Source organism: Pseudomonas sp. 5Vm1k (assembly GCF_056161485.1).
Map to the genome: position 1 here is coordinate 35,385 of NZ_JBSPCZ010000001.1, position 25,723 is coordinate 61,107.

Sequence of the window (25,723 nt, forward strand, 5' to 3'; positions counted from 1 at the left end):
CCGGACTAATAAGATGGCATTGAAATCCCCCGCGTTTCGTAAAAAATTTCCGTTGTTGGTTACCGGCAGTCTGCTGGCCCTGCAACCCCTAGCCACTTCCTACGTGGTCGCCGCGGAACAGTATGACTGCTCAGTCTCTGCTTCGGGTGCCTGGGACTGTGCGCCCAAGTCGCCGGCAGCTGCATTGCCGCCGCGGCCCGTCCATGACGGCAGCGCAGCAGTCACCGCGAACGGCGAAGCTCCGGCCCAAAACGGCTCCAGCGAAGACACTGGCGCCAAGCCTGTGCTGGTTACCGAAGCCAAGGGCCGTGGTCTGAAGTCCCGTAGCGCAGACTACAGTCACCTCGACTGGGTTCCGCGCGAGAAGCTCACTGCTGCGCAGTTGGCCGAAACCGGTCCTTACTGCTCTGGTTCCTATATCGAACCAATTCGTCCGGGCATGAATGACAAGACGAATAAAAGTGACACTCCGACCTTTATCGGCGCCAAGGCCTCGCGCTATAACACCGAAGATCAGATCGGTACGCTGGCCGGTGACGTCGTCATGCGCCAAGGCAGCATGCAGGTTGAAGCCGACGAAGCCAGCCTGTACCAGGCCGAGAGCCGTGGCGAACTGAACGGCAACGTCCGGGTTCGCGACAATGGCGCGCTGATCGTGGGCGACCACGCCGACGTGCAGCTCGACACCGGTGAAGCCAAGGTCGATAACGCCGAATACGTGATGCACAAATCCCGTATCCGCGGTAACGCGCTGTACGCCAAACGTGCCGAAAACGCGATCATCCGCCTCAAGGATGGTACGTACACCACGTGCGAACCGAACAGCAACGCCTGGCAGCTCAAGGGCAACAACATCACCTTGAACCCGGCCACCGGTTTCGGTACCGCGACCAACGTGACGCTGCGGGTCAAGGACATTCCGGTCCTTTACACGCCGTACATCTACTTCCCGATCGACGACCGTCGTCAATCCGGTTTCCTGCCGCCGACCATCGGCACCGGCAGCGATACCGGCTTCATGCTGGTCACGCCGTACTACTTCAACCTGGCACCGAACTACGATGCCACGTTGTACCCGCGTTACATGAGCAAGCACGGCTTGTTGATGGAAGGCGAGTTCCGTTACCTGACCAAGTCCAGCGAAGGTCAGTTCGGTGCCGCATACCTGAACGATGACGACACTGATCGCAGCAAGCAGACCGACTACGAAAAAACCCGCTACATGTACAACTGGCAGCACAAGGGTGGCCTCGACTCGCGCGTGTTCACGCAGGTCGACTACACCAAGATCAGCGATCCGTATTATTTCCAGGACCTGCAGACTGACCAGATTGGCGTGAAAAGCGCGGACTATGTGAATCAGCAGGGTTCTGTTACGTACCGTGGTGACAACTACACCGCAGCGGTCAATGCCCAGGCTTATCAACTGGCAACCGTTTCGAACATCACTCCTTATGATCGCTTGCCGCAAATCACCTTTAATGGTGCGCTGCCGTATCACCCAGGCGGCCTGGATTTCAAGTACAACACTGAAGTCGTACGCTTTGATCGGGATCTGAAGACCGGCACCTTCACCGATGAAGACGGCAACGTCTCCAATCGTCTGGACACCAACGTTGCCGGTCTGGCGCGCGCCAACGGTAATCGGCTGAACCTCGCTCCTGCCGTCAGCCTGCCGCTGAACGCGACTTATGGCTTCCTGAAGCCAACGCTCAAGTACCAGTACACCCAATATGATCTGGATCTTGATCAGAAAGGTAAAGACACTCTGCTCGCGGGCGAGAGTTTCAACCGGAGTCAAAACCGTGGCGTGCCAATCGCCAGCATCGACAGTGGCCTGTACTTCGATCGAAAAACCAACTGGTTCGGCACGAACTATCGCCAGACCCTGGAACCGCGCCTGTACTATCTCTACGTACCTGAGAAAGACCAGACCGACATTCCAGTATTCGACACCGGCGAATACACCTTCAACTACGCGTCGCTATTCCGTGACAACCGCTTCTCTGGCTCCGACCGTGTTGGCGATGAGAACAAGTTGTCCCTGGGCATCACCAACCGCTGGATCGAAGACGACGGCTTCGAACGTCAACGCATCAGCGTTGGTCAGGCCATGTACTTCAAGGACCGCGAAGTCCAGTTGCCGGGTATCGATGCAAAAACCCGCGACGATGCGCATTCCAACGTTTCTCCATACGCCCTGGAATACGAATACCGCTGGAACCGCGATTGGCGCACCACGGCCGACTACAACTGGGATCCGGACAGCCGCAGCCCGCGTTCGGGTAGCGCGATGTTCCACTACCAGCCTGAAGACAACCCGAACAAGATCATCAACGCCGGTTATCGCTATCGCAATGACCAGGTCCGTTACGACCAGAACACCGGTAAGTGGTCGGTGGGCGGCGGTGACTACGGCGTCGAGGGTCAACCTGGCTTCGTGAAGGACTACTACAAAATCAAGCAGCACGACTTCTCGGTGATGTGGCCGATCGTGCCGCAATGGAACGCCATCAGCCGCTGGCAGTATGACTACAACCGCAACCGTACCCTGGAAGCCTTCGGTGGTTTCGAGTACGACAACTGCTGCTGGAAACTGCGCCTGATCAACCGTTACTGGGTTTCCTATGACGAGTTCAGTCAAGAAGCCCCGCAAAACGAAAAAGGCGACCATGGCGTCTTCCTCCAAATTGTTCTGAAGGGACTCGGCGGCCTCACTGGCGCCAAAGTAGAGAGCTTCCTCGACAAAGGCATTCAAGGTTATCGTGAACGTGAAGACCAAGCTTTCTGATTGTCTGCGCCCGCTAGTACTGGGCGCGCTGTTCCTGGGTACCGCGGCTAATGCCGCGGTACAGTCCATCGACAAAGTGGTGGCCATCGTCGACAACGACGTGGTCATGCAGAGCCAACTGGACCAACGGGTCCACGAAGTTCAGCAAACCATCGCCAAACGCGGCGCTGCCGTACCGCCGACCAGCGTGCTGGATCAGCAGGTACTGGAGCGTCTGATCGTTGAAAACCTGCAACTGCAGATTGGCGAACGTTCCGGCATCCGCATTACCGATGAAGAACTGAACCAGGCTGTCGGCACCATTGCCCAGCGCAACAACATGTCGATCGATCAATTCCGCGCAGCCCTGGCTCACGATGGTCTGTCTTACGACGACGCGCGTGACCAGATTCGCCGCGAGATGATCATCAGCCGTGTACGTCAGCGTCGGGTGGCAGAGCGCATCCAGGTCTCCGAGCAGGAAGTGAAGAACTTCCTCGCTTCCGACCTGGGCAAAATGCAGCTGTCCGAAGAGTTTCGTCTGGCCAACATCCTGATCCCTACGCCGGAAAGCGCCAACTCCGACGCGATTCAGGCTGCCGCCAAACAAGCGGACGCGGTGTACCAGCAACTCAAGCAAGGCGCTGACTTCGGTCAGTTGGCAATCGCCAAATCCGCCAGCGAAACCGCACTGGAAGGCGGCGACATGGGCTTTCGTAAAGCCGCTCAGTTGCCACCTCCGTTCGATCGCATGCTGAGCACCATGGCTGTCGGCGACATCACTCAGCCAATGCGCACTCCGGGCGGCTTCATCATTTTGAAGATCCTCGACAAGCGTGGCGGCGCGACTCAGATGCGTGACGAAGTGCACGTGCGTCACATTCTGGTCAAACCGAGCCCGATTCGCGACGAAGAAAAAACCAAGGCTTTGGCTCAATCGCTCTATACCCGTATTGAAGCGGGCGAAGATTTCGGCGATCTGGCGAAAAGCTATTCGGAAGACCCGGGTTCCGCCCTCAACGGCGGCGACATGAACTGGATCGATCCGAACGCCGTGGTTCCTGAATTCCGCGAAGTGATGGCCAAGACCCCGCAAGGTCAGCTGTCCAAGCCGTTCAAGACCCAATATGGCTGGCATGTCCTGGAAGTCCTTGGCCGTCGCGCCACCGACAGCACCACCCAGGCCCGTGAGCAGCAAGCGATGACCGTACTGCGTAACCGCAAATACGACGAAGAGCTGCAAACCTGGCTGCGTCAGATCCGTGACGAAGCGTACGTAGAGATCAAACTCCCTGGTGCAGACCAGGCAGCGCAGTGAAACCCAAGCGTTTCGCGCTGACACCCGGTGAACCGGCCGGCATAGGTCCTGACCTGTGCCTGCTGCTCGCCTCGCAAGCCCAGCCACATCCTCTGATTGCCATTACCAGCCGCGACCTGCTCATCGAGCGGGCCGCGCAGCTGGGCGTGGTTGTCGACCTGCTGCCGGTCACCCCGGACAACTGGCCGGACGTTCCTGCGCCAGCCAACAGCCTGTATGTCTGGGATACCCCGCTCAACGCCAAGGTCACCGCCGGACAGCTGGACAAGGCCAATGCGGCGTTCGTCCTGGAAACCCTGACCCGTGCCGGCCAAGGCTGCATGGAAGGGCATTTCGCCGGGATGATCACCGCTCCGGTGCACAAGGGCGTGATCAATGAATCCGGGATCGCCTTTTCCGGGCACACGGAATTTCTCGCCGACCTGACCCATACCGCACAAGTGGTGATGATGCTCGCCACCCGCGGATTGCGCGTGGCACTGGTCACCACCCACCTGCCCCTTCGTGAGATTGCCGATGCAATCACCCCGGAGCGTCTGGAACGGGTGACGCGGATTCTGCACACCGACCTGCAAGAAAAATTCGGCATTGCCCAGCCACGCATCCTGGTCTGTGGGCTCAACCCCCACGCCGGTGAAGGCGGACACCTGGGCCATGAAGAAATCGACATCATCGAACCCACCTTAGAGCGCCTGCGCGGCGAGGGCATGGACCTTCGTGGCCCCCTGCCCGCCGACACTCTGTTTACCCCCAAATATCTGGAGCACTGCGACGCGGTGCTGGCGATGTACCACGACCAGGGCCTGCCGGTGCTGAAATACAAAGGCTTCGGCGCGGCAGTCAACGTGACCCTCGGCTTGCCGATCATCCGCACATCGGTGGACCACGGCACAGCCCTGGACCTGGCCGGTAGCGGCAAAATCGACACCGGCAGCCTGCAAGTCGCCCTGGAAACCGCCTACCAGATGGCCGAGACCCGTTTATGACTGAGCATTACCAACACAAGGCGCGCAAACGCTTTGGCCAGAACTTCCTGCACGATGCCGGTGTTATCGACCGCATCCTCCGCGCCATTCGCGCCAAACCCGAAGACCGCCTGCTGGAAATCGGCCCGGGCCAGGGCGCACTGACGCAAGGCCTGCTCAACAGTGGCGCGCAGTTGGACGTAGTGGAGCTGGACAAGGATCTGATCCCGATCCTCAACCAGCAATTCGCCGACAAGAGCAATTTCAACCTGCACCAGGGCGACGCGCTGAAGTTCGACTTCAACAGCCTGAATGCCGCGCCGAACAGCCTGCGTGTAGTCGGCAACCTGCCGTACAACATCTCCACGCCGCTGATTTTTCACCTGCTGAACAACGCCGGCATCATTCGCGACATGCACTTCATGCTGCAAAAGGAAGTGGTCGAGCGTCTGGCGGCTGGCCCTGGTGGTGGTGACTGGGGTCGTCTGTCGATCATGGTTCAGTACCACTGCCGGGTAGAACACCTGTTCAACGTTGGTCCGGGTGCGTTCAATCCGCCGCCGAAAGTCGATTCGGCCATCGTCCGCCTGGTGCCTCACGATGTACTGCCGCACCCGGCCAAGGATCACAAGCTGCTGGAGCGCGTCGTGCGCGAAGCCTTCAACCAGCGCCGTAAGACCCTGCGCAACACCCTCAAGTTGCTGCTGAGCAACGACGAGATCGAAGCCGCCGGCGTCGATGGCAGCCTGCGTCCCGAGCAACTCGACCTGGCCGCTTTCGTGCGCCTGGCTGACAAGCTCAGCGAACAAGTCCTGCAGGCGCCCGCCGCCGACTGACAGACGATGAGCGTTATCGGGTGGGACGCCAGACGCGATGTCTGGTTTACTACCCGATACTTGGCCTAGACTGATCCCATCAGCTACGCCCCGCGTCCCGCTTCGTTTTTAAGGCCTCTTGCATGTCCGATCCTCGTTATCAGGTCGACGTCAGCGTCGTCACTCGCTATCTGGCAGAACAATCGCAACCCGAGCACAACCGCTTTGCCTTCGCCTACACCATTACCGTGCACAACAATGGCGAGCTACCGGCCAAGCTGTTGTCGCGGCACTGGGTGATCACCGACGGTGACGGGCACGTGGAAGAGGTTCGCGGTGCTGGCGTGGTGGGTTTACAGCCGCTGATCCAGGCCGGTGAAAACCACACCTACAGCAGCGGCACGGTGATGACCACTCGGGTCGGCACCATGCAAGGCACCTACGAAATGATCGCCGACGACGGCAAGCACTTCGACGCCGTAATCGCGCCATTCCGCCTGGCGGTGCCCGGAGCCCTGCACTGATGGCGACGTATGCCGTCGGCGACCTGCAAGGGTGCCTCGAACCGCTGCAATGCCTGCTCAAGCAAGTAGCCTTCGAGCCTGCCCGGGACAAACTCTGGGTCGTGGGTGATCTGGTCAACCGCGGGCCGCAGTCGCTGGAAACCTTGCGCTTCCTCTATAGCATCCGCGAATCGTTGGTGTGCGTGCTCGGCAACCACGATCTGCACTTGCTCGCCGCCGGGCACAACATCGAACGCTTGAAGAAAAACGACACCCTTCGCGAAATCCTCGAAGCGCCTGATCGCGCGGAACTGCTGGAGTGGCTGCGTCAGCAAAAACTCATGCACTACGACGAACAGCGCGACATTGCCCTGGTTCATGCCGGCATACCGCCACAATGGTCGCTGCGCAAAGCCTTGAAGTGCGCCGGCGAAGTCGAAGCCGCCCTACGTGATGACAATCTGTTCCCGCCCTATCTGGATGGCATGTACGGCAACGAGCCAAACAAATGGAACAGTGACCTCACCGGCGTGGATCGCCTGCGGGTGATCACCAACTATTTCACCCGCATGCGCTTCTGCACCAGCGAAGGCAAGCTCGATCTCAAGGGCAAGGAAGGCGTCGACACTGCACCACCGGGTTACGCCCCGTGGTTCAAGTACAAGGAACGCAAGACCAAAGGCCTGAAGATCATCTTCGGTCATTGGGCAGCCCTTGAAGGCAAATGCGACGAGCCAGGCATCTTCGCCCTCGACACCGGTTGTGTCTGGGGTGGCGCGATGACCCTGATGAACGTCGATACCCTTGAGCGCCTGACCTGCAAATGTGATGAACAGGGTCACGCCGAGCCGTCAGTCGCCCCATCTATTCCCGTACAAACGTCAGCCAGCGCCCAGCGCTAGACTGCGCTTTCAGCCGAGCCACAGGAGCCCGCCATGAGCGAATTCAAACGTATCCCCCCAGAACAGGCCCAGGCCCTGCGCGAACAAGGCGCAGTGGTGGTCGATGTCCGCGATCCACAAACGTACGCCGCGCTGCACATCGCCGGCTCGAAGCATCTGGACAACGTATCCATCTCGGATTTCATCCGTGCCGCCGACCTTGATGCACCGACGGTAGTGGTCTGCTATCACGGCAATTCCAGCCAGAACGCAGCGGCGTACCTGATCAGCCAGGGCTTCTCCGACGTCTACAGCATGGATGGCGGTTTTGAGCTGTGGCGCACGACTTATCCGGCGGAAACTGCGCAAGGCACTTCCGAATAATATTTTTGTAACGCGCAAGCCCCGGCCCCCGTGGGCTCGCGCGGTGGCAGACGAACGGTCTGCCACAACTAATTACGTATCTCGCCTTTACCTCCCGAATAAGCAACTATCCTTAAGCGCAGGCCATCCAAAACAGGGGAGAGCCGGTACACCGGCGCGCGGGTCATCGGGAGTAGCTTTCGGGGTAGTCAGCTCCGAAAGAGTTCTGGGGGGTAAACAGCGACTGCATATCCAGTGGCTGCCAGCATCGACTGAATGATCCGGCGTCGGCTCCACGTATCGAGCGAGGTGACGTCATGAGTATCTTTAGCCACTTCCAACAACGCTTCGAGTCCACACGCCAGGAAGAACTCTCGCTGCAAGAGTATCTGGAGCTGTGCAAAAAGGACCGCAGCGCCTACGTTTCCGCCGCCGAGCGTCTGCTTCTGGCCATCGGTGAACCGGAGCTGCTCGACACCTCGGCCAACTCGAGACTGTCGCGAATCTTTTCCAACAAGGTAATCCGCCGCTATCCGGCCTTTGAAGACTTCCACGGGATGGAAGAATGCATCGACCAGATCGTGTCGTATTTCCGCCATGCCGCTCAGGGCCTGGAGGAGAAGAAACAAATCCTCTACCTGCTCGGTCCCGTCGGCGGCGGTAAGTCCTCCCTGGCCGAAAAGCTCAAACAGCTGATCGAGAAAGTGCCCTTCTATGCCATCAAGGGCTCGCCGGTATTCGAATCGCCCCTGGGTCTATTCAACGCCACTGAAGATGGCGCGATTCTCGAGGAAGACTTCGGCATCCCTCGGCGCTACGTCAACACCATCATGTCGCCGTGGGCGACCAAACGCCTGGCCGAATTCGGCGGCGACATCAGCCAGTTCCGCGTGGTGAAACTCTATCCGTCGATCCTCAATCAGATCGCCGTGGCCAAGACCGAACCAGGTGATGAAAACAACCAGGACATCTCGGCGCTGGTGGGTAAGGTCGATATCCGCAAACTGGAAGAATTCCCGCAAAACGACGCCGACGCCTACAGCTACTCGGGCGCGCTGTGCCGGGCCAACCAGGGCCTGATGGAATTCGTCGAAATGTTCAAGGCACCGATCAAGGTGCTGCACCCATTGCTGACCGCCACCCAGGAAGGCAACTACAACAGTACCGAAGGGCTGGGCGCGATTCCGTTCACCGGGATCCTGCTGGCTCACTCCAACGAATCGGAGTGGCACACCTTCCGCAACAACAAGAACAACGAAGCGTTTATCGACCGGATCTACATCGTCAAAGTGCCGTACTGCCTGCGGGTCAGTGACGAAGTGAAGATCTACGACAAGCTGCTGTTCAACAGTTCTCTGGCCAAGGCCCATTGCGCGCCCGACACCCTGAAAATGCTTGCCCAGTTCACCGTGCTCTCGCGCCTCAAGGAGCCGGAAAACTCGAACATCTACTCCAAGATGCGCGTGTACGACGGCGAGAACCTCAAGGACACCGACCCGAAAGCCAAGTCGATCCAGGAATACCGCGATAACGCCGGCGTGGATGAGGGCATGAACGGTCTGTCGACCCGGTTTGCGTTCAAGATCCTGTCGAAGGTCTTCAACTTCGATCCGCACGAAATCGCCGCCAACCCGGTGCACTTGCTCTACGTGCTGGAACAACAGATCGAGCAGGAACAATTCCAGGCCGAGACCCGCGAGCGCTACCTGCGTTTCCTCAAGGAATACCTGGCACCGCGTTATATCGAATTCATCGGCAAGGAAATACAGACAGCCTACCTCGAGTCTTACAGCGAGTACGGCCAGAACATCTTCGATCGCTACGTGCTGTACGCCGACTTCTGGATTCAGGACCAGGAATACCGCGACCCGGAAACCGGCGAAATCCTCAACCGCGTAGCCCTGAACGAAGAACTCGAGAAAATCGAAAAACCGGCCGGCATCAGCAATCCGAAGGATTTCCGCAACGAGATCGTCAACTTCGTACTGCGCGCACGGGCCAACAACAACGGCAAGAACCCGACCTGGCTCAGCTACGAAAAACTGCGGGTGGTCATCGAGAAGAAAATGTTCTCCAACACCGAGGACTTGCTGCCGGTCATCAGCTTCAACGCCAAGGCCAGCAAAGAGGACCAGCAGAAGCACAACGACTTCGTCACAAGGATGGTCGAGCGCGGCTACACCGACAAACAGGTACGACTGCTGTCCGAGTGGTACCTGCGGGTCAGAAAATCACAGTAACCCGCTGCCGGTAAGACCGGTTGTCGTCAGCCAGAGGCCTGTGCACGGTTTTTCTGTTACACAGACCTCTGGAAGGTGTTCGAAAGTCGGTAACGAGGTTCAGGCAGTATCCAAAAGCGCTTGGGGGAGCGTGATCATCCCTTGGCACCGGTCCGATGCTGCATAACCGCTCGCCCCTTTCAGGACAGCTTCTAAGGAGCAGTCATGAGCTATGTGATCGACCGACGTCTCAATGGCAAGAACAAGAGCACGGTGAACCGCCAGCGGTTCCTGCGGCGTTACCGTGATCACATCAAAAAGGCCGTCGAAGAGGCGGTCAGCCGGCGTTCCATTACCGATATGGAACATGGCGAACAAATCAGTATTCCCGGCCGCGACATCGACGAACCGGTGCTTCACCACGGCCGTGGTGGCAAGCAGACCGTCGTGCATCCGGGCAACAAGGAATTCACCAGCGGCGAGCACATTGCCCGGCCACCCGGAGGTGGCGGCGGCAGAGGTCCCGGCAAGGCCGGCAACTCCGGTGAAGGGATGGATGAGTTCGTCTTCCAGATCACCCAAGAGGAATTCCTCGAATTCATGTTCGAGGACCTCGAATTGCCGAACCTGGTCAAACGCAACCTGACCGGCACCGACACCTTCAAGACCGTTCGCGCCGGCATCAGCAACGAGGGCAACCCGTCGCGGATCAACATCATCCGCACCCTGCGCTCGGCCCATGCCCGCCGCATCGCCCTGTCCGGCAGCAGCCGTGCGCGGTTGCGCGACGCCAAAGAGGAACTGGCCCGACTCAGACGGGAAGAACCGGACAACTTCGGCGATATTCAGGAAATCGAAGCGGAAATCGAGAAACTCAGTGCGCGGATTCATCGGGTGCCGTTCCTCGACACGTTCGACCTCAAGTACAACTTGCTCATCAAGCAGCCCAACCCCAGCTCCAAAGCGGTGATGTTCTGCCTGATGGACGTATCCGGCTCGATGACCCAGGCGACCAAGGACATCGCCAAGCGCTTCTTTATCCTGCTGTATCTGTTTCTCAAGCGAAACTACGACAAGATCGACGTCGTGTTCATCCGCCACCACACCAGCGCTCGCGAAGTGGATGAGGAAGAGTTTTTCTACTCACGGGAAACCGGCGGCACTATCGTCTCCAGCGCCTTGAAACTGATGCAGGAGATCATGGCCGAGCGTTATCCGAGCAACGAGTGGAACATCTATGCCGCCCAGGCCTCCGACGGCGACAACTGGAACGACGATTCGCCGATCTGCCGCGACATTCTGATCAACCAGATCATGCCGTTTGTGCAGTACTACACTTACGTTGAGATCACCCCGCGCGAACACCAGGCCCTGTGGTTCGAATACGAACGCATCGCCGAAGCCTTCTCTGACACTTTTGCCCAGCAGCAACTGGTCTCGGCCGGGGATATCTACCCGGTCTTCCGTGAACTCTTCCAGCGCAGGTTAGTGACATGACCGCCAAAGAGCAGAAGCGCCAACCCATTTCCACCGGCTCCGAATGGACGTTCGAGCTGATCCAGGCCTATGACAAGGAAATCAGCCGCCTGGCGGCCCGTTATGCCCTGGATACGTACCCCAACCAGATCGAAGTGATCACCGCTGAGCAGATGATGGACGCCTACGCTTCCGTCGGTATGCCGCTGGGTTATCACCATTGGTCCTACGGCAAGCACTTCCTCAGCACCGAGAAATCCTACACCCGCGGTCAGATGGGCCTGGCCTACGAGATCGTGATCAACTCGGACCCGTGCATCGCCTACCTGATGGAAGAAAACACCATCTGCATGCAAGCGCTGGTGGTGGCCCATGCCTGCTATGGGCATAACAGTTTCTTCAAGGGCAATTACCTGTTCCGCACCTGGACCGATGCCAGTTCGATCATCGATTATCTGGTGTTCGCCAAGCAGTACATCATGCAGTGCGAGGAGCGCCACGGCATCGACGCCGTGGAAGATCTGCTCGACTCCTGCCATGCCCTGATGAACTACGGCGTTGACCGTTACAAACGTCCGTATCCGATTTCCGCCGAAGAAGAACGTCGCCGGCAGAAGGATCGTGAAGAGCATCTGCAGAAACAGATCAACGATCTATGGCGCACCATTCCAAAAGGCGCGGACAAGTACAGCGACAAGGACAACGCGCGCTTTCCCGCCGAACCTCAGGAAAACATCCTGTACTTCATCGAAAAACACGCGCCGCTGCTGGAGCCGTGGCAGCGCGAAATCGTACGGATCGTGCGCAAGATCGCCCAGTATTTCTACCCGCAACGCCAGACCCAGGTGATGAACGAAGGCTGGGCGACGTTCTGGCACTACACGCTGATGAACGACCTGTACGACGAAGGCCTGGTCACCGACGGCTTCATGATGGAGTTCCTGACGTCCCACACCAGCGTGGTCATGCAGCCGGGCTTCGACAGCCCCTACTACAGCGGCATCAACCCTTATGCCTTGGGCTTTGCCATGTACCGGGACATCCGGCGCATGTGTGAACACCCGACGGAAGAGGATTACCGCTGGTTCCCGGAAATCGCCGGTACCGATTGGCTGTCGACCATCAAATTCGCGATGAGCAGTTTCAAGGATGAGAGTTTCATCCTGCAATACCTGTCGCCTCAAGTGATCCGCGATCTGAAGCTGTTCAGCATTCTCGATGATGACCAGAAGGACGATCTGCTGGTCCCCGCCATTCACGATGAGCCCGGCTACCGGACCATCCGTGAAACCCTGGCCGCTCAGTACAACCTGGGCAATCGTGAACCCAACGTGCAGATCTACAGCATTGACCGCCGCGGCGACCGCTCACTGACCTTGCGTCACCAGCAACACGACCGCAAGCCGCTGGGCGAATCCACCGAGGAAGTGCTCAAGCACCTGCATCGGCTGTGGGGCTTCGACATTCACCTGGAAACCCTGCAAGGCGACCAAGTGATGAAAGTCCATCACGTCCCACCCAGAAGTGAACACGCCGAGGGGGATTACGGTCGGCTTGACCTGGCTGTCATTCATCTTTGATTCTGTTTCTGCCTCCGGAAGTTCGACGCAACGGTTATTCTGTCGAGCTAACGGAGGTTTTTTATGCAGATTTATAAAGTTGGCGGCGCCGTACGCGATCGCCTGCTGGGCAAGCCTGTCACCGATATCGACTGGGTCGTGGTAGGCGCCACCACCGAAGAAATGCTCGCCAAGGGATTTCGCCCGGTGGGCTCGGACTTCCCGGTATTTCTTCATCCCAAAAGCGGTGAGGAGTACGCCCTCGCCCGGACCGAACGCAAAAGCGGGCGCGGTTACGGCGGTTTCACGTTCCATGCCAGCCCCGAAGTCACCCTCGAAGAGGACTTGATCCGGCGCGACCTGACGATCAATGCCATGGCCGAAGACGATCAGCAAAACCTGACTGATCCTTATCATGGGCAGCGGGATCTTGATGCACGCCTGCTTCGCCACGTTTCCCCCGCGTTCGCCGAAGATCCACTCCGGGTACTGCGCGTTGCCCGCTTTGCTGCGCGTTATGCCGGGCTAGGATTTACCGTCGCTCCCGAGACCCTCGAGTTAATGCGTCAGCTCAGCGATTCCGGTGAATTGGAGGCGTTGACGGCAGAGCGCAGCTGGAAGGAAATCTCCCGCGCCCTGATGGAAGATCAGCCACAGGTATTCATCGAGGTGCTGCGCGCGTGCGATGCACTCAAGGTGCTGATGCCGGAAGTCGATGCGCTGTTCGGCGTCCCGCAACCGGAAGCCCATCACCCGGAAATCGATACCGGCGTGCATACCTTGAGCGTGCTGGAGCAAGCAGCGCTGCACAAACAACCGCTGACAGTGCGCTGGGCGTGCTTGCTACATGATTTGGGTAAAGGCCTGACTCCGGAAGCGGAATGGCCGCGACACATCGCCCATGAGCACACGGGGCTGAAACTGATCAAAGCAGTCAACGAACGCTTCAAGGCGCCGAAGGATTGTCAGGAACTGGCATTGCTGGTCGGCCAATATCACACCCACGGACATCGCGCCCTGGAACTGAAGCCGTCGACGTTGCTGGAGTTGCTGCAGAGTTTTGACGTCTATCGGCGACCGCAGCGGTTTGAGGAGTTTATTGCGGCGTGCGAAATGGATGCCCGTGGACGCAAAGGTCTTGAGCAGAGAAGTTATCCACAGGCGGATTATTTGCGCGGGGCGGCGAATGCAGCGCGGAGTGTGGCGGTGCAGCCGTTGCTGGAGAAGGGTTTCAAAGGGCCGGAGCTGGGTGAGGCGATCAAGCGTGAGCGGCTTAAGGCGCTGAAAGCCTACAAAGAAGCGGCGTCTGCCTGAAAAGCTTCGCGGGCAAGCCTCGTTCCTACAGGGGCGGTGTCGTTTACATAATTTGCAAACGACTCGAATCCGTAGGAGCGAGGCTTGCCCGCGAAGGCGTCTTCCGCCTCACAACAAACTCGAAGGGGTCAACTGCTCGCCACGCCACTCAAACGCCACCGGCGCCAACACCTGATCAATCTGCGCTTCACGCCACAAGGTCGCAAAGCTTTTGCCTACGCCCGGATGCACCCTGTCCGGCGCAATCAGCGACAACGGCCACAACACGAAGGCATTTTTCAGAATTTCTGCCCGGGGCAGAATCAAGCCATCGAAGTTACCCACCAGATCACCGAACAACAACACGTCGATGTCCAGCGGCAGACCCTTGCGATCCGGCGCGTAGCGGCCGTTGTCCGCCTCGATGAATTTCAGCCGACGATCCAGTTCTATCAGCGGCAGGTCGGTGAACGCCGACACCACAAAATTGAAAAACGGACCGCTCTTGATCCCCACCGGCTGGCTTTCGAAGACCGCCGAGCAGCGGATATCCACCAGAAAACCTGCCAGGGCTTCCAGGCCAGCCTGCAAATGGGATTCGCGCTCGATATTGCTACCGAGCCCGAGGTACACCTGAGTCAGCGACATCCGCGCTCGATCTCCACGCCGACGCCACCGGTGGCCGCCGGGACCGCGCCCGGCTTGGTCAATTTGAGGCGCATCCAGGTGATCTTGAATTCGCTCATCAGGACTTCAACCAAGCGCTCGGCAAACGTCTCGACGAGTTGAAACTGCGCCTGCTCGGCGAACGCCTGGATACGCGACGAAACGCTCGCGTAGTCGAGCGCCAGGGTCAGGTCGTCACCCGCCGCTGCCGGGCGATTGTCCCAAGCGAAGCTCAGGTCCAGTCGCAGACACTGGCGGATGCCTCGCTCCCAGTCGTAGGCACCAATTACGGTGTCGACTTCCAGGCCCTCGATAAACACTCTGTCCAAGCACTTTTCTCCGCTGCACGACAAGGGCGCAATGCGCCGTTAGAATCAGGGCGTCCTCGCCCGGAATAGTTAGCATGTTTTGGTTATTGGCGACCTTCGCCTACCTGCTCGGCTCTCTGTCCTTCGCCATTTTGCTCAGCCGCCTGACCGGTAATCCCGATCCGCGAATGAGTGGCTCGGGCAATGCCGGCGCCACCAACATGTTGCGCCTGGCCGGCAAGAAACTCGCCGTCCTGACGTTACTCGGCGACCTGTGCAAAGGCTTGCTGCCCGTACTGATCGCCGCTGTTGCCGGCCTTTCGCTACAAGAACAGGCCTGGATCGGCGTTTATGCCGTCATTGGTCATCTGTTCCCGCTGTACTTCCGCTTCCGCGGCGGCAAGGGTGTCGCCACTGCGGCCGGCATGTTGCTGGGCCTTTACCCGCCGGCGGCTCTGCTGGCGGTCTGTGCCTGGTTGCTGACGTTCTACCTGACCCGCACCAGCTCACTGGCGGCGCTGATCGCCACACCGCTGACCCTGCCATTGCTCGCATGGCAAGAGCCGGCGGCACTGCTACCCATGAGCGCACTCACGGCGCTGATCGTCTGGCGCCATCGCGGCAATCTACGCGACCTGTTTGCAGGGCGCGAACGGCATTTTTAAATACCGCACATGAGCGCCGCTCATCGTTCACGTCATCAAAGGGCCGACAACTGCTCCATCGGCCAGCGCGCCTGCACGCTGATCGCCAGGCTTTCGTGCTGACCTGCCTGCAAACGCTGGCAACCGGCAAACGCAATCATCGCGCCGTTATCCGTGCAGAACTCGGGACGCGCATAAAACACGTCGCCCTTCATGTCACCGAGCATTTTTTCCAGCGAGTCGCGCAGTGCCTTGTTGGCGCTGACGCCCCCAGCAATCACCAGACGCTTCATGCCTGCCGCTTTCAGGGCGCGCTTGCACTTGATGGTCAAAGTCTCCACCACGGCTTGCTGGAACGCCAGCGAGATGTCGCAACGGGCTTGCTCGCTGTCGTCCCCGGCGCTGACGCATTGCTGCCAGGTGTTCAGGGCGAAGGTTTTCAAGCCGCTGAAGCTGAAAGCCAGGCCAGGGCGATCGCACATCGGACGCGGGAACGTGAAACGCCCTGCAACCCCTTGCTCCGCCAAGCGCGCAATTTCCGGACCACCCGGATAATTGAGGCCCATCATCTTCGCAGTCTTGTCGAACGCTTCACCGGCGGCATCGTCAAGGGTCTCGCCCAACAGCGTGTATTGGCCGATTCCGTCGACCTGAACCAGCTGTGTATGACCACCCGACACCAACAAAGCGACGAACGGGAATTCCGGTGGTTGCGGCTCCAGCATCGGCGCCAGCAAATGACCTTCCATGTGGTGCACGCCCAAGGCCGGAATGCCCCAGGCAAAGGCCAGCGCCTGGGCGCAGGAAGCCCCCACCAACAGCGCACCGACCAGGCCGGGGCCCGCGGTATAAGCGATGGCGTCGATCTCGGTTGGCACGCAGTCAGCTTCGGCCAACACCTGACGAATCAAGGGCAGCATGCGTTTGACGTGATCACGCGAGGCCAGCTCCGGCACCACACCGCCATAGGCGCGATGCAGGTCGATCTGGCTGAACAGCGCGTCGGCCAGCAGGCCGCGCTCACTGTCATATAATGCGACACCGGTTTCGTCGCAGGAGGTTTCTAATCCCAGTACTAGCATGGGTTTGCGCCTTGTTTAGGCTAGATTCGAAGGCGCGCATAATAGTCGCCATGGGATGCCCCGACTAGCGGTTTTCGATCAGAGGCTTTGCATTCCGGTCGATGAGGAGTTAACATCCGCAACCCTTAAAAACCGACGTCTTCAAGTGCTCTTTTGCCGCGAGGATGTTGACCCCGGTAATGAATGAAGGTAGCTCTGGATGCCAGCCGTCAAAGTAAAAGAGAACGAACCCTTCGACGTAGCTCTGCGTCGTTTCAAGCGCTCCTGCGAAAAAGCCGGTGTACTGGCTGAAGTTCGTAGCCGCGAATTTTACGAGAAGCCAACTTCTGAGCGTAAGCGCAAAGCAGCAGCCGCTGTTAAGCGTCACGCCAAGAAAGTACAGCGCGAACAGCGCCGCGCCGTTCGTCTGTACTAATACACAGACGTTCGTAGCAAGCTTCTGCCAAGCCCGGCCCTCAGCCGGGCTTATGGCATTTGCGTAAAACGCTTGATGCTTCACCGTCTACGCCGCAGATGCGACTCGGACAAACCTGCTTCACAGCGTCAGACCTGGCTCTTTTGCCAGCGGTGCACGTCTTTTCTGACGAGCCTTCCAAGGCTACTGACGAGCACACCCACTGATTCCTCTTACGACGATCAGCCCAAGGCACCTGCTTGCGTGCCCGCTTATTGAGCTATCCGAGGCCATCGATTGGCCGTAGCGGATTTTCAGCGCAACACTTTCAAATAGTCGAATACTGAATGGTACTAACGTCAGTGGATTTTCGGCAGATACACTTCCCGACAGCGATTACGCAGACGACACCGGTCGAGCCACATTCGTGTGTGCCTCTTTCAACGACCCGCGCTCGTTCGCCGTTCGTTTTGGATCCGTTTCAGCGCAGATGACGAGAACGCCATGGCCGGGCTAATTCCCCAGAGCTTCATTGACGACCTTCTGAACCGCACCGACATCGTCGACGTGGTCAGCTCGCGCCTGCAAATAAAAAAAGCCGGCAAGAATTACACTGCCTGCTGCCCGTTCCACAAAGAGAAAACCCCTTCCTTCAGCGTCAGCCCCGACAAACAGTTCTATTACTGCTTCGGCTGCGGCGCTGGCGGTAATGCCCTCGGCTTCATGATGGACCACGACAACCTGGATTTCGTCCAGGCCGTCGAAGAACTGGCCAAAGCCGCCGGCATGGAAATCCCCCGCGAAGAAAGCGGCCGTCCGCATAAACCGCGGCAGCCGACCGATTCGCCGCTGTACCCGCTGCTCACTGCGGCCGCCGACTTTTACCGGCAGGCCCTGAAAAGCCATCCATCGCGCAAAGCCGCTGTGGATTATTTGAAAGGTCGCGGCCTGACCGGCGAAATCGCCCGAGACTTCGGCCTCGGCTTCGCCCCGCCCGGCTGGGACAATCTGTTCAAGCATTTGAGCAGCGACACCCTGCAACAGAAAGCCATGGTCGATGCCGGCCTGCTGATCGAGAACGCCGAAACCGGCAAACGCTATGACCGCTTCCGCGATCGCGTGATGTTCCCGATCCGCGACAGCCGCGGGCGCATCATTGCCTTCGGTGGCCGGGTACTGGGCGACGACAAGCCGAAATACCTGAACTCACCGGAAACCCCGGTATTCCATAAAGGCCAGGAGCTCTACGGCCTTTATGAAGCCCGCAAGAACAACCGCAACCTCGACGAAATCATCGTCGTCGAAGGCTACATGGACGTTATCGCCCTCGCCCAGCAAGGCCTGCGCAATGCCGTCGCGACCCTGGGCACCGCGACCAGCGAAGAGCACTTGAAGCGACTGTTTCGCGTCGTGCCTAACGTTTTGTTCTGTTTCGACGGCGACCAGGCTGGCCGCAACGCTGCATGGCGAGCACTGGAAGCGGCGCTGCCGTGCCTGCAAGACGGTCGGCGCGCGCGTTTCTTGTTCCTGCCAGAGGGCGAAGACCCGGATACGCTGGTCCGCTCCGAAGGCACAGACGCCTTTCGCGCGCGGATCAATCAGCACGCGCAACCGCTGGCCGATTATTTCTTTGAACAACTGACCGCGGAATCAGACCCGCGCTCGCTCGAAGGCAAGGCCCACATGGCCACCCTCGCTGCGCCGTTGATCGATAAAGTGCCGGGCGCCAATCTGCGTATCCTGATGCGTCAACGATTGACCGAAATCACCGGCCTGACTGGCGAAGCCGTCAGTCAGCTGGTGCACAGCGCCCCTCAGGACGCGCCGCCGGCTTACGATCCAGGCATGGATTACGACGCCATGCCGGATTACAGCGACTACCATCAGCCTCAAGCACAAGACATGTACGCGCCGCAGCAGGAATGGACGCCGAAGAAACCCGGCGCCGGCGGCAAGAAGTGGGACAAGAAGCCCTGGGACAAGAATGGCAAGCGTGGTGGCGATCGTGATCAACCGAGTGCCCCGCGCACGCCGATTGCCGTCGAAGCACCAACGCTGATCGCATTGCGCACGCTGATCCATCACCCGGACCTGGCCGGCAAGGTAGAAACCGCCGACCACTTCGCCAATGAGAGCAACACCTACGCTCAGTTGCTGGTGGCCCTGATCGGAGCGGTGCAAAAAAATCCTAAGCTAAACTCAATTCAGCTAATGGCCCGTTGGCACGGGACCGAACAGGGGCGTTTGCTCAAGGCATTAGCGGAAAAGGAATGGCTGATTGACGGTGACAACCTTGAACAACAGTTTTTAGACACCATTACTAGGTTATCGGCAACTCAACACACGGATAGCCTGGACGCACTAATCATCAAAGCAAGGCAGCCAGGACTGACCGCGGAGGAAGCAAATCAGATCGCAAATCAGATGCGCGACCTATTAAAACGCAATATGGCTGTATCAACCCCGACCTCAACTGGCGCGTGAGGTCATAGCTCAGGTATAATCCTCGGCTTGTTTTTTGCCCGCCAAGACCTTCAGTGGATAGGGTGTTATGTCCGGAAAAGCGCAACAGCAGTCTCGTATCAAAGAGTTGATCACACTTGGTCGTGAGCAGGGTTACCTGACTTACGCGGAGGTCAACGACCACCTGCCGGAGGATATTTCAGATCCGGAACAGGTGGAAGACATCATCCGCATGATCAACGACATGGGGATCAACGTATTCGAGGTTGCGCCAGATAAGGATTCCCTTATGCTGGCCGACGCCGATACTGACGAAGCCGCGGCCGAAGAGGCAGCAGCAGCGTTGGCAGCGGTCGAGACCGACATTGGTCGCACCACCGACCCAGTGCGCATGTACATGCGTGAAATGGGTACGGTAGAGCTCCTCACTCGTGAAGGCGAAATTGAAATCGCCAAGCGTATTGAAGAGGGCATCCGTGAAGTGATGGGCGCAATTGCGCACTTCCCTGGCACGGTTGACCACATTCTGTCCGAATACACTCGCGTCACCACCGAAGGTGGTCGCCTGTCTGACGTCCTGAGCGGTTATATCGACCCGGACGACGGCATTGCGCCGCCTGCAGCCGAAGTGCCGCCGCCTGTCGATCCGAAAGCCGTGAAAGCGGATGACGATACCGACGACGACGAAGCTGAAGCCAGCACCGACGACGAAGAAGAAGCCGAAAGCGGTCCGGATCCGGTCATCGCAGCACAGCGTTTTGGCGCTGTCTCCGATCAGATGGAGATCACCCGCAAGGCGCTGAAGAAGCACGGTCGTGGCAACAAGGCGGCGATTGCCGAACTGGTGCTGCTGGCTGAGCTGTTCATGCCGATCAAACTGGTTCCGAAGCAATTCGAAGGCCTGGTCGAGCGTGTCCGCAGTGCCCTGGATCGTCTGCGTCAGCAAGAGCGCGCGATCATGCAGCTCTGCGTTCGTGATGCGCGCATGCCGCGTGCCGACTTCCTGCGCCAGTTCCCGGGCAATGAAGTTGACGAAAGCTGGTCCGACGGCTTGGCCAAGGGCAAAGGCAAATACGCCGAAGCCATTGGTCGCCTGCAACCGGACATCATTCGTTGCCAGCAAAAGCTGATCGCGCTGCAAACCGAAACCGGTTTGACGATTGCCGAGATCAAGGACATCAACCGTCGCATGTCGATCGGTGAGGCCAAGGCCCGCCGCGCGAAGAAAGAGATGGTTGAAGCGAACTTGCGTCTGGTGATCTCCATCGCCAAGAAGTACACCAACCGTGGCCTGCAATTCCTCGATCTGATCCAGGAAGGCAACATTGGCTTGATGAAAGCGGTAGACAAGTTTGAATACCGCCGCGGCTACAAATTCTCGACTTATGCCACCTGGTGGATCCGTCAGGCGATCACTCGCTCGATCGCCGACCAGGCCCGCACCATCCGTATTCCGGTGCACATGATCGAGACGATCAACAAGCTCAACCGTATTTCCCGGCAGATGTTGCAGGAAATGGGTCGCGAACCGACCCCGGAAGAGCTGGGCGAACGCATGGAAATGCCTGAGGACAAAATCCGCAAGGTATTGAAGATCGCTAAAGAGCCGATCTCCATGGAAACCCCGATCGGTGATGACGAAGACTCCCATTTGGGTGACTTCATCGAAGACTCGACCATGCAGTCGCCAATCGATGTTGCTACCGTTGAGAGCCTTAAAGAAGCGACTCGCGAAGTTCTCTCCGGCCTCACTGCCCGTGAAGCCAAGGTTCTGCGCATGCGCTTCGGTATCGACATGAATACCGACCACACCCTCGAGGAGGTTGGTAAGCAGTTCGACGTGACCCGTGAACGGATTCGTCAGATCGAAGCCAAGGCGCTGCGCAAGCTGCGCCACCCGACGAGAAGCGAGCATTTGCGCTCCTTCCTCGACGAGTGATCACAAAACCCCCGGCCCAGGCCGGGGGTTTTGCTTTATGCAGATTAAATCCCCCGCACTACCCCCCCACCGAATTGCCCGTCTACACTCGAAACATTCCCCCGAGCCATAACGAGACCGTTATGCCCAGATTGCCGACCGTGCTTTTTTTGCTGTCGATGATGACCTGGACCGCAACGGCTGGCGCGCTGACTCTGACCGACGAAGAACGTAGCTGGCTGGCGGCTCACCCGGACTTGCGTCTGGGTGTCGATGCGTCCTGGCCACCCTTCGAGTTCCGCGACGAGCAGAACCGTTACCAGGGCCTGGCAGCGGACTACATCAACGTGATCCGCCAACGCCTGGACATCAAGCTCACCCCTATTGAGCCAGTCAGTTGGACGGTCGTCCTGGAACAGGTCAAACAGGGCAAGCTGGATTTGTTGCCGGGCATCATGTCAACGCCCGAACGCCAGACTTACCTGTCGTTCACCCGCCCCTACCTGGATTTTCCGATTGTCATCCTCGCCCATGTCGGCGGTGCCCAGCCGCGCAAAATCGAAGACTTGTACGGCCTGAAAATCGCCGTCGTGGAAAACTACGCACCCCACGAACTGCTGCGCACCCACCACCCGGACCTGAACCTGGTGGCGATGCCCAACGTCAGTTCGGCGTTGCAGGCACTGGCCACCGATGAAGTGGACGCCGTGGTCGGCGATCTGGCCTCCAGCGTCTGGAGCCTGCGCCAGCTCAAGCTCGACGGGCTCTATGTCAGCGGCGAAACGCCCTATCGCTATCAATTGGCAATGGCGGTGCCGCCGAAAAACAAAATGCTCGTCGGTATCATCGATAAAGTCCTGGCGGACATGAGTTCGAGCGAAATCAACACCATTCAGGAGCACTGGGTCGGGAACGTCCTTGATCATCGGACTTTTTGGTCCGACTTGTTGGTTTACGGCTTGCCGGGCCTGCTGTTGCTGATGATCGTGCTGGCGGTGGTTATCCGGATCAACCGTCGGTTGAGCTCGGAAATTGCCCGCAGGGTCGACCTGGAACAGGAACTGCGCAGCAGCGAGTACCACTATCGCGGGCTGGTGGAGAGTCTGTCGGCCATTGCCTGGGAAGCACGGATCAGCGATTTCACCTACAGCTATGTGTCGCCCCACGCCGAAGACCTGCTTGGCTATCCCCTGTCCCATTGGCTGATCCCCGGTTTCTGGCGCAACATCATCCACCCCGCAGACCTGACCCGGGCCCAGACCTTTTGCGATCACGAAGTACTGGCCGGTCGTGATCACAGCGTCGACTACCGGGTCATCACGGCCGATGGTCGCTGTTTGTGGGTGCGCGATATCGTCAGCCTGATCGAACACGGCCATGAACCGGTGCTGCGCGGGCTGATGATCGACATCAGCGACGCCAAGCGCACCGAAGAAGCACTGCGCCTGTCGGAACAGAAATTTGCGTCGGTGTTCCAGCAATGCCCGGACATCCTGGTGATTGCGCGGCTTTCCGATGGCTGCCTGCTGGAGGTTAACGAAGCGTTCGAAGAGCAGATCGGGCTCAAAGCTGTGGACGTCATCGGTCAGACCGCCACCGATTTGAATATCTGGGGAATTCCAGGGGTCGGCCCAGGTTTGTTGCAGCGGTTGCAGGCCGGCAGCATCCGCAACCTGGAAATGCCCTTTCGCCGCAACAACGGCCAGGTGTTTACCGGCCTGATTTCCGCCGAGCCCTTCGATCTCGACACCACGCCCGCGCTGGTCGTGGTGGTGCGCGACATCAGTCAGCTCAAGGAAACCCAACAGCAGCTGCAAACTTCCGAGGAGAAGTTCGCCAAAGCCTTCCACGCCTCGCCTGACGGCTTGCTGCTGTCCCGGCAGAGCGATGGACTGCTGTTGGAGGTCAACGAGGGCTTCAGCCGCATTACAGGCTTCAACAGCGCGATGTCAGTGGATCGCTCGGCGCTGGACTTGGGTATCTGGGTCAATCTGAACGAACGCAAACAGATGCTCGACCTGCTGCACCGGGATGGCTTTGTCCGGGATTTCAGCTGCCACATCCGCCGTAACGACGGGCAGATCCGCCTCTGCGAGGTGTCGAGCCGCCCACTGCCGATCGGCGACGAAGACTGCATGCTGACCATCGCCCGAGATATCACCGAGCGGCACCTGATGCAGGAAAAACTGCAACAGGCCGCCACCGTTTTCGAGAGCACCGCCGAAGGTGTATTGATCACCGACACCCAACAACACATCAGCGCGGTCAACCGAGCCTTTACCGAAATCACCGGTTACAGCGAGAGCGAAGCACTGGGCCACACCCCTCGCCTGCTCGCCTCGGGCCTGCACGACAGCGCTTTCTATGCGGCGATGTGGCATCAATTGACCGATGAAGGCCATTGGCAAGGCGAGATTTCCAACCGGCGCAAGAACGGCGAGCTGTACCCAAGCTGGCTGACCATCAGTGCTGTGCGCAACAAAGACAAATTCATCACGCACTTTGTCGCCGTATTCGCGGACATCTCCAGCCTCAAGCATGCCCAAGCCAAGCTCGATTACCAGGCCCACCACGACCCGCTCACCGGCCTGCCGAACCGCACGCTGTTCGAAAGCCGCCTGCTGACCGCACTCAACAACCAGCAGGAAAACGGTGGCCAGGGCGCGGTGCTGTTCCTCGATCTGGACCGCTTCAAGCACATCAACGACAGCCTCGGTCATCCGGTCGGCGATCTGCTGCTCAAAGGCATCGCCGTGCGCCTCAAAGAACAACTGCGGGACATCGACACCGTCGCGCGTCTGGGCGGTGACGAGTTCATCATTTTGCTCCCCGGCCTGCAGCAAGCCACCGATGCCGACCACATCGCTACCAAATTGCTCAATTGTTTCGCCGCGCCGTTCCAGGCCGGCGAGCATGAGTTTTTCATCAGCGCCAGCATCGGCACCAGCCTGTACCCCAAGGACGGCTGCGACGTCGCCACGCTGGTCAAAAACGCCGACGCGGCGATGTACCGTTCTAAGGCGAAAGGCCGCAACCGGGTGGAAAGCTACACCCGCGACCTCACCGCCCAGGCCAGTGAACGTGTAGCGCTGGAACATGAACTGCGGCGCGCCATCGAGCGCAATGAGCTGCACCTTTGCTACCAACCCAAGATCAGCCTCGACGACCATCGCCTGGTCGGCGCCGAAGCGCTCATCCGCTGGCGTCACCCGACTTTCGGCGACGTACCTCCGGAGCACTTCATACCGCTGGCCGAAGAAAACGGCATGATCCTGCAGATCGGCGATTGGGTGCTCGAGACCGCGTGCCGGCAGATGTTCGAATGGAATCAGCTTTATGAAAGCCTAGGCCCGCTGTCGGTCAACCTCGCCGGCGCGCAACTGCGCCAACCGAACCTGCTCGGCCGCATCGAACAACTGCTCAAGGACAACCGTCTCAAGCCCGGTTTTCTGCAACTGGAAATTACCGAAAACTTCATCATGAGCCAGGCTGAAGAAGCATTGGCGGTGCTGCACCAACTCAAACGTTTGGGCGTACAACTGGCGATTGACGACTTCGGCACTGGGTATTCTTCCCTGAGCTACCTTAAACGCCTGCCGCTGGACATCCTCAAAATCGACCAGTCTTTTGTCCGCGGATTGCCGGATGACCCCCACGACGTAGCCATTGTGCGGGCCATCATCGCGCTAGGCCGCAGCATGCAATTCACCATCATCGCCGAAGGCGTCGAAACCCAGGCACAACAGGAATTCCTCGCCACCGAAGGCTGCGAACAGATCCAGGGCTACATCGTCAGCCTGCCATTACCGCCCGAGGAATTCGCTGCGACATTTCTTCGTATAGCCGTATCGGATTATTCGGATAGCACAGCCGAGAAACCGTCGCTATAATCCGCGGCCTACTGAGGGCCTATAGCTCAGTTGGTTAGAGCAGAGGACTCATAATCCTTTGGTCCACGGTTCAAGTCCGTGTGGGCCCACCAAACAAAAAAGCCGCGCTGATGCGCGGCTTTCTTGAGAGTTTAATGATTGACGTGAAAATCGTCTTTCATTAGATTCGATCTGTCGAAGCGACTGACCGGATGAG

Annotated in this window: 19 protein-coding genes and 1 tRNA gene; 17 read left to right on the top strand and 3 right to left on the bottom strand. The window is 58.7% G+C overall.

Translation table 11 applies throughout. The annotated features are described in order from the left end of the window. The first annotated feature begins 13 nt into the window (after positions 1–13). The 11 genes from ACWIKB_RS00170 to ACWIKB_RS00220 all read left to right on the top strand — a co-directional run bounded on the left by ACWIKB_RS00170 (position 14) and on the right by ACWIKB_RS00220 (position 14,183). Positions 14–2,791, top strand: coding sequence for an LPS-assembly protein LptD (locus ACWIKB_RS00170; RefSeq protein ID WP_475264841.1), 2,778 nt, complete (start codon positions 14–16; stop codon positions 2,789–2,791). After that, the gene (surA, locus tag ACWIKB_RS00175; protein WP_475264842.1) at positions 2,766–4,088 is read left to right on the top strand and encodes a peptidylprolyl isomerase SurA; all 1,323 of its coding nucleotides are present in this window, start codon (positions 2,766–2,768) and stop codon (positions 4,086–4,088) included. The genes ACWIKB_RS00170 and surA overlap by 26 nt, the downstream gene beginning before the upstream one ends. Further along, positions 4,085–5,074: a 4-hydroxythreonine-4-phosphate dehydrogenase PdxA gene (gene pdxA / locus ACWIKB_RS00180; protein WP_475264843.1), complete on the top strand. Its 990-nt coding sequence runs from the start codon at positions 4,085–4,087 to the stop codon at positions 5,072–5,074. The genes surA and pdxA overlap by 4 nt, the downstream gene beginning before the upstream one ends. Then, entirely contained in the window at positions 5,071–5,889 is an 819-nt protein-coding gene (rsmA, locus tag ACWIKB_RS00185) for a 16S rRNA (adenine(1518)-N(6)/adenine(1519)-N(6))-dimethyltransferase RsmA (RefSeq protein ID WP_054044139.1), read from the top strand. The genes pdxA and rsmA overlap by 4 nt, the downstream gene beginning before the upstream one ends. A gap of 122 nt (positions 5,890–6,011) precedes the next feature. After that, the gene (gene apaG / locus ACWIKB_RS00190; RefSeq protein WP_054044140.1) at positions 6,012–6,392 is read left to right on the top strand and encodes a Co2+/Mg2+ efflux protein ApaG; all 381 of its coding nucleotides are present in this window, start codon (positions 6,012–6,014) and stop codon (positions 6,390–6,392) included. Next, positions 6,392–7,273 (top strand): symmetrical bis(5'-nucleosyl)-tetraphosphatase, encoded by an 882-nt coding sequence (locus ACWIKB_RS00195; protein WP_475264844.1) that lies wholly within the window; start codon positions 6,392–6,394, stop codon positions 7,271–7,273. Before apaG ends, ACWIKB_RS00195 begins: the two co-directional genes overlap by 1 nt. A 33-nt stretch (positions 7,274–7,306) precedes the next feature. After that, positions 7,307–7,636, top strand: a complete 330-nt coding sequence (gene glpE / locus ACWIKB_RS00200; RefSeq protein WP_475264845.1) for a thiosulfate sulfurtransferase GlpE — start codon at positions 7,307–7,309, stop codon at positions 7,634–7,636. 296 nt (positions 7,637–7,932) lie between these two features. Beyond that, positions 7,933–9,855: a PrkA family serine protein kinase gene (locus ACWIKB_RS00205; RefSeq protein ID WP_054044143.1), complete on the top strand. Its 1,923-nt coding sequence runs from the start codon at positions 7,933–7,935 to the stop codon at positions 9,853–9,855. A gap of 204 nt (positions 9,856–10,059) precedes the next feature. After that, positions 10,060–11,331: a YeaH/YhbH family protein gene (locus tag ACWIKB_RS00210; protein WP_475264846.1), complete on the top strand. Its 1,272-nt coding sequence runs from the start codon at positions 10,060–10,062 to the stop codon at positions 11,329–11,331. Next, positions 11,328–12,890, top strand: coding sequence for a SpoVR family protein (locus tag ACWIKB_RS00215; RefSeq protein ID WP_054044145.1), 1,563 nt, complete (start codon positions 11,328–11,330; stop codon positions 12,888–12,890). The genes ACWIKB_RS00210 and ACWIKB_RS00215 overlap by 4 nt, the downstream gene beginning before the upstream one ends. A 63-nt stretch (positions 12,891–12,953) precedes the next feature. Beyond that, positions 12,954–14,183, top strand: coding sequence for a multifunctional CCA addition/repair protein (locus ACWIKB_RS00220; RefSeq protein WP_475264847.1), 1,230 nt, complete (start codon positions 12,954–12,956; stop codon positions 14,181–14,183). A gap of 108 nt (positions 14,184–14,291) precedes the next feature. Here the strand turns inward: ACWIKB_RS00220 and folK are convergent, their stop codons facing one another. Both folK and folB read right to left on the bottom strand, forming a co-directional pair. Then, on the bottom strand, positions 14,292–14,810 hold the full coding sequence (gene folK / locus ACWIKB_RS00225) for a 2-amino-4-hydroxy-6-hydroxymethyldihydropteridine diphosphokinase (RefSeq protein ID WP_475264848.1): 519 nt from the start codon (positions 14,808–14,810) through the stop codon (positions 14,292–14,294). After that, a complete protein-coding gene (gene folB, locus ACWIKB_RS00230) occupies positions 14,801–15,157 on the bottom strand; it encodes a dihydroneopterin aldolase (RefSeq protein WP_008051601.1) in 357 nt (118 codons plus the stop codon). Before folB ends, folK begins: the two co-directional genes overlap by 10 nt. A gap of 74 nt (positions 15,158–15,231) precedes the next feature. Here folB and plsY point away from each other — a divergent pair, with 74 nt between their 5' ends. Further along, on the top strand, positions 15,232–15,801 hold the full coding sequence (gene plsY, locus ACWIKB_RS00235) for a glycerol-3-phosphate 1-O-acyltransferase PlsY (protein WP_475264849.1): 570 nt from the start codon (positions 15,232–15,234) through the stop codon (positions 15,799–15,801). Between the two features lie 35 nt (positions 15,802–15,836). Here the strand turns inward: plsY and tsaD are convergent, their stop codons facing one another. Further along, positions 15,837–16,862: a tRNA (adenosine(37)-N6)-threonylcarbamoyltransferase complex transferase subunit TsaD gene (tsaD, locus tag ACWIKB_RS00240; protein ID WP_475264850.1), complete on the bottom strand. Its 1,026-nt coding sequence runs from the start codon at positions 16,860–16,862 to the stop codon at positions 15,837–15,839. A gap of 199 nt (positions 16,863–17,061) precedes the next feature. On the opposite strand from tsaD, the gene rpsU reads away from it, so the two are divergent. From rpsU to ACWIKB_RS00265, 5 genes are all read left to right on the top strand, one after another. After that, entirely contained in the window at positions 17,062–17,277 is a 216-nt protein-coding gene (gene rpsU / locus ACWIKB_RS00245; protein WP_002551877.1) for a 30S ribosomal protein S21, read from the top strand. A gap of 483 nt (positions 17,278–17,760) precedes the next feature. Next, positions 17,761–19,740 carry a DNA primase gene (dnaG, locus tag ACWIKB_RS00250; protein WP_475264851.1) on the top strand — a complete coding sequence of 660 codons (1,980 nt, stop codon included), beginning with the start codon at positions 17,761–17,763 and terminating at the stop codon, positions 19,738–19,740. Between the two features lie 67 nt (positions 19,741–19,807). Then, a complete protein-coding gene (rpoD, locus tag ACWIKB_RS00255; protein ID WP_123410550.1) occupies positions 19,808–21,658 on the top strand; it encodes an RNA polymerase sigma factor RpoD in 1,851 nt (616 codons plus the stop codon). A gap of 122 nt (positions 21,659–21,780) precedes the next feature. Then, the gene (locus ACWIKB_RS00260) at positions 21,781–25,527 is read left to right on the top strand and encodes a bifunctional diguanylate cyclase/phosphodiesterase (protein ID WP_475264852.1); all 3,747 of its coding nucleotides are present in this window, start codon (positions 21,781–21,783) and stop codon (positions 25,525–25,527) included. Positions 25,528–25,542: 15 nt separating this feature from the next. Beyond that, positions 25,543–25,619: transfer RNA gene (locus tag ACWIKB_RS00265), tRNA-Ile, on the top strand. Positions 25,620–25,723 lie beyond the last annotated feature (104 nt).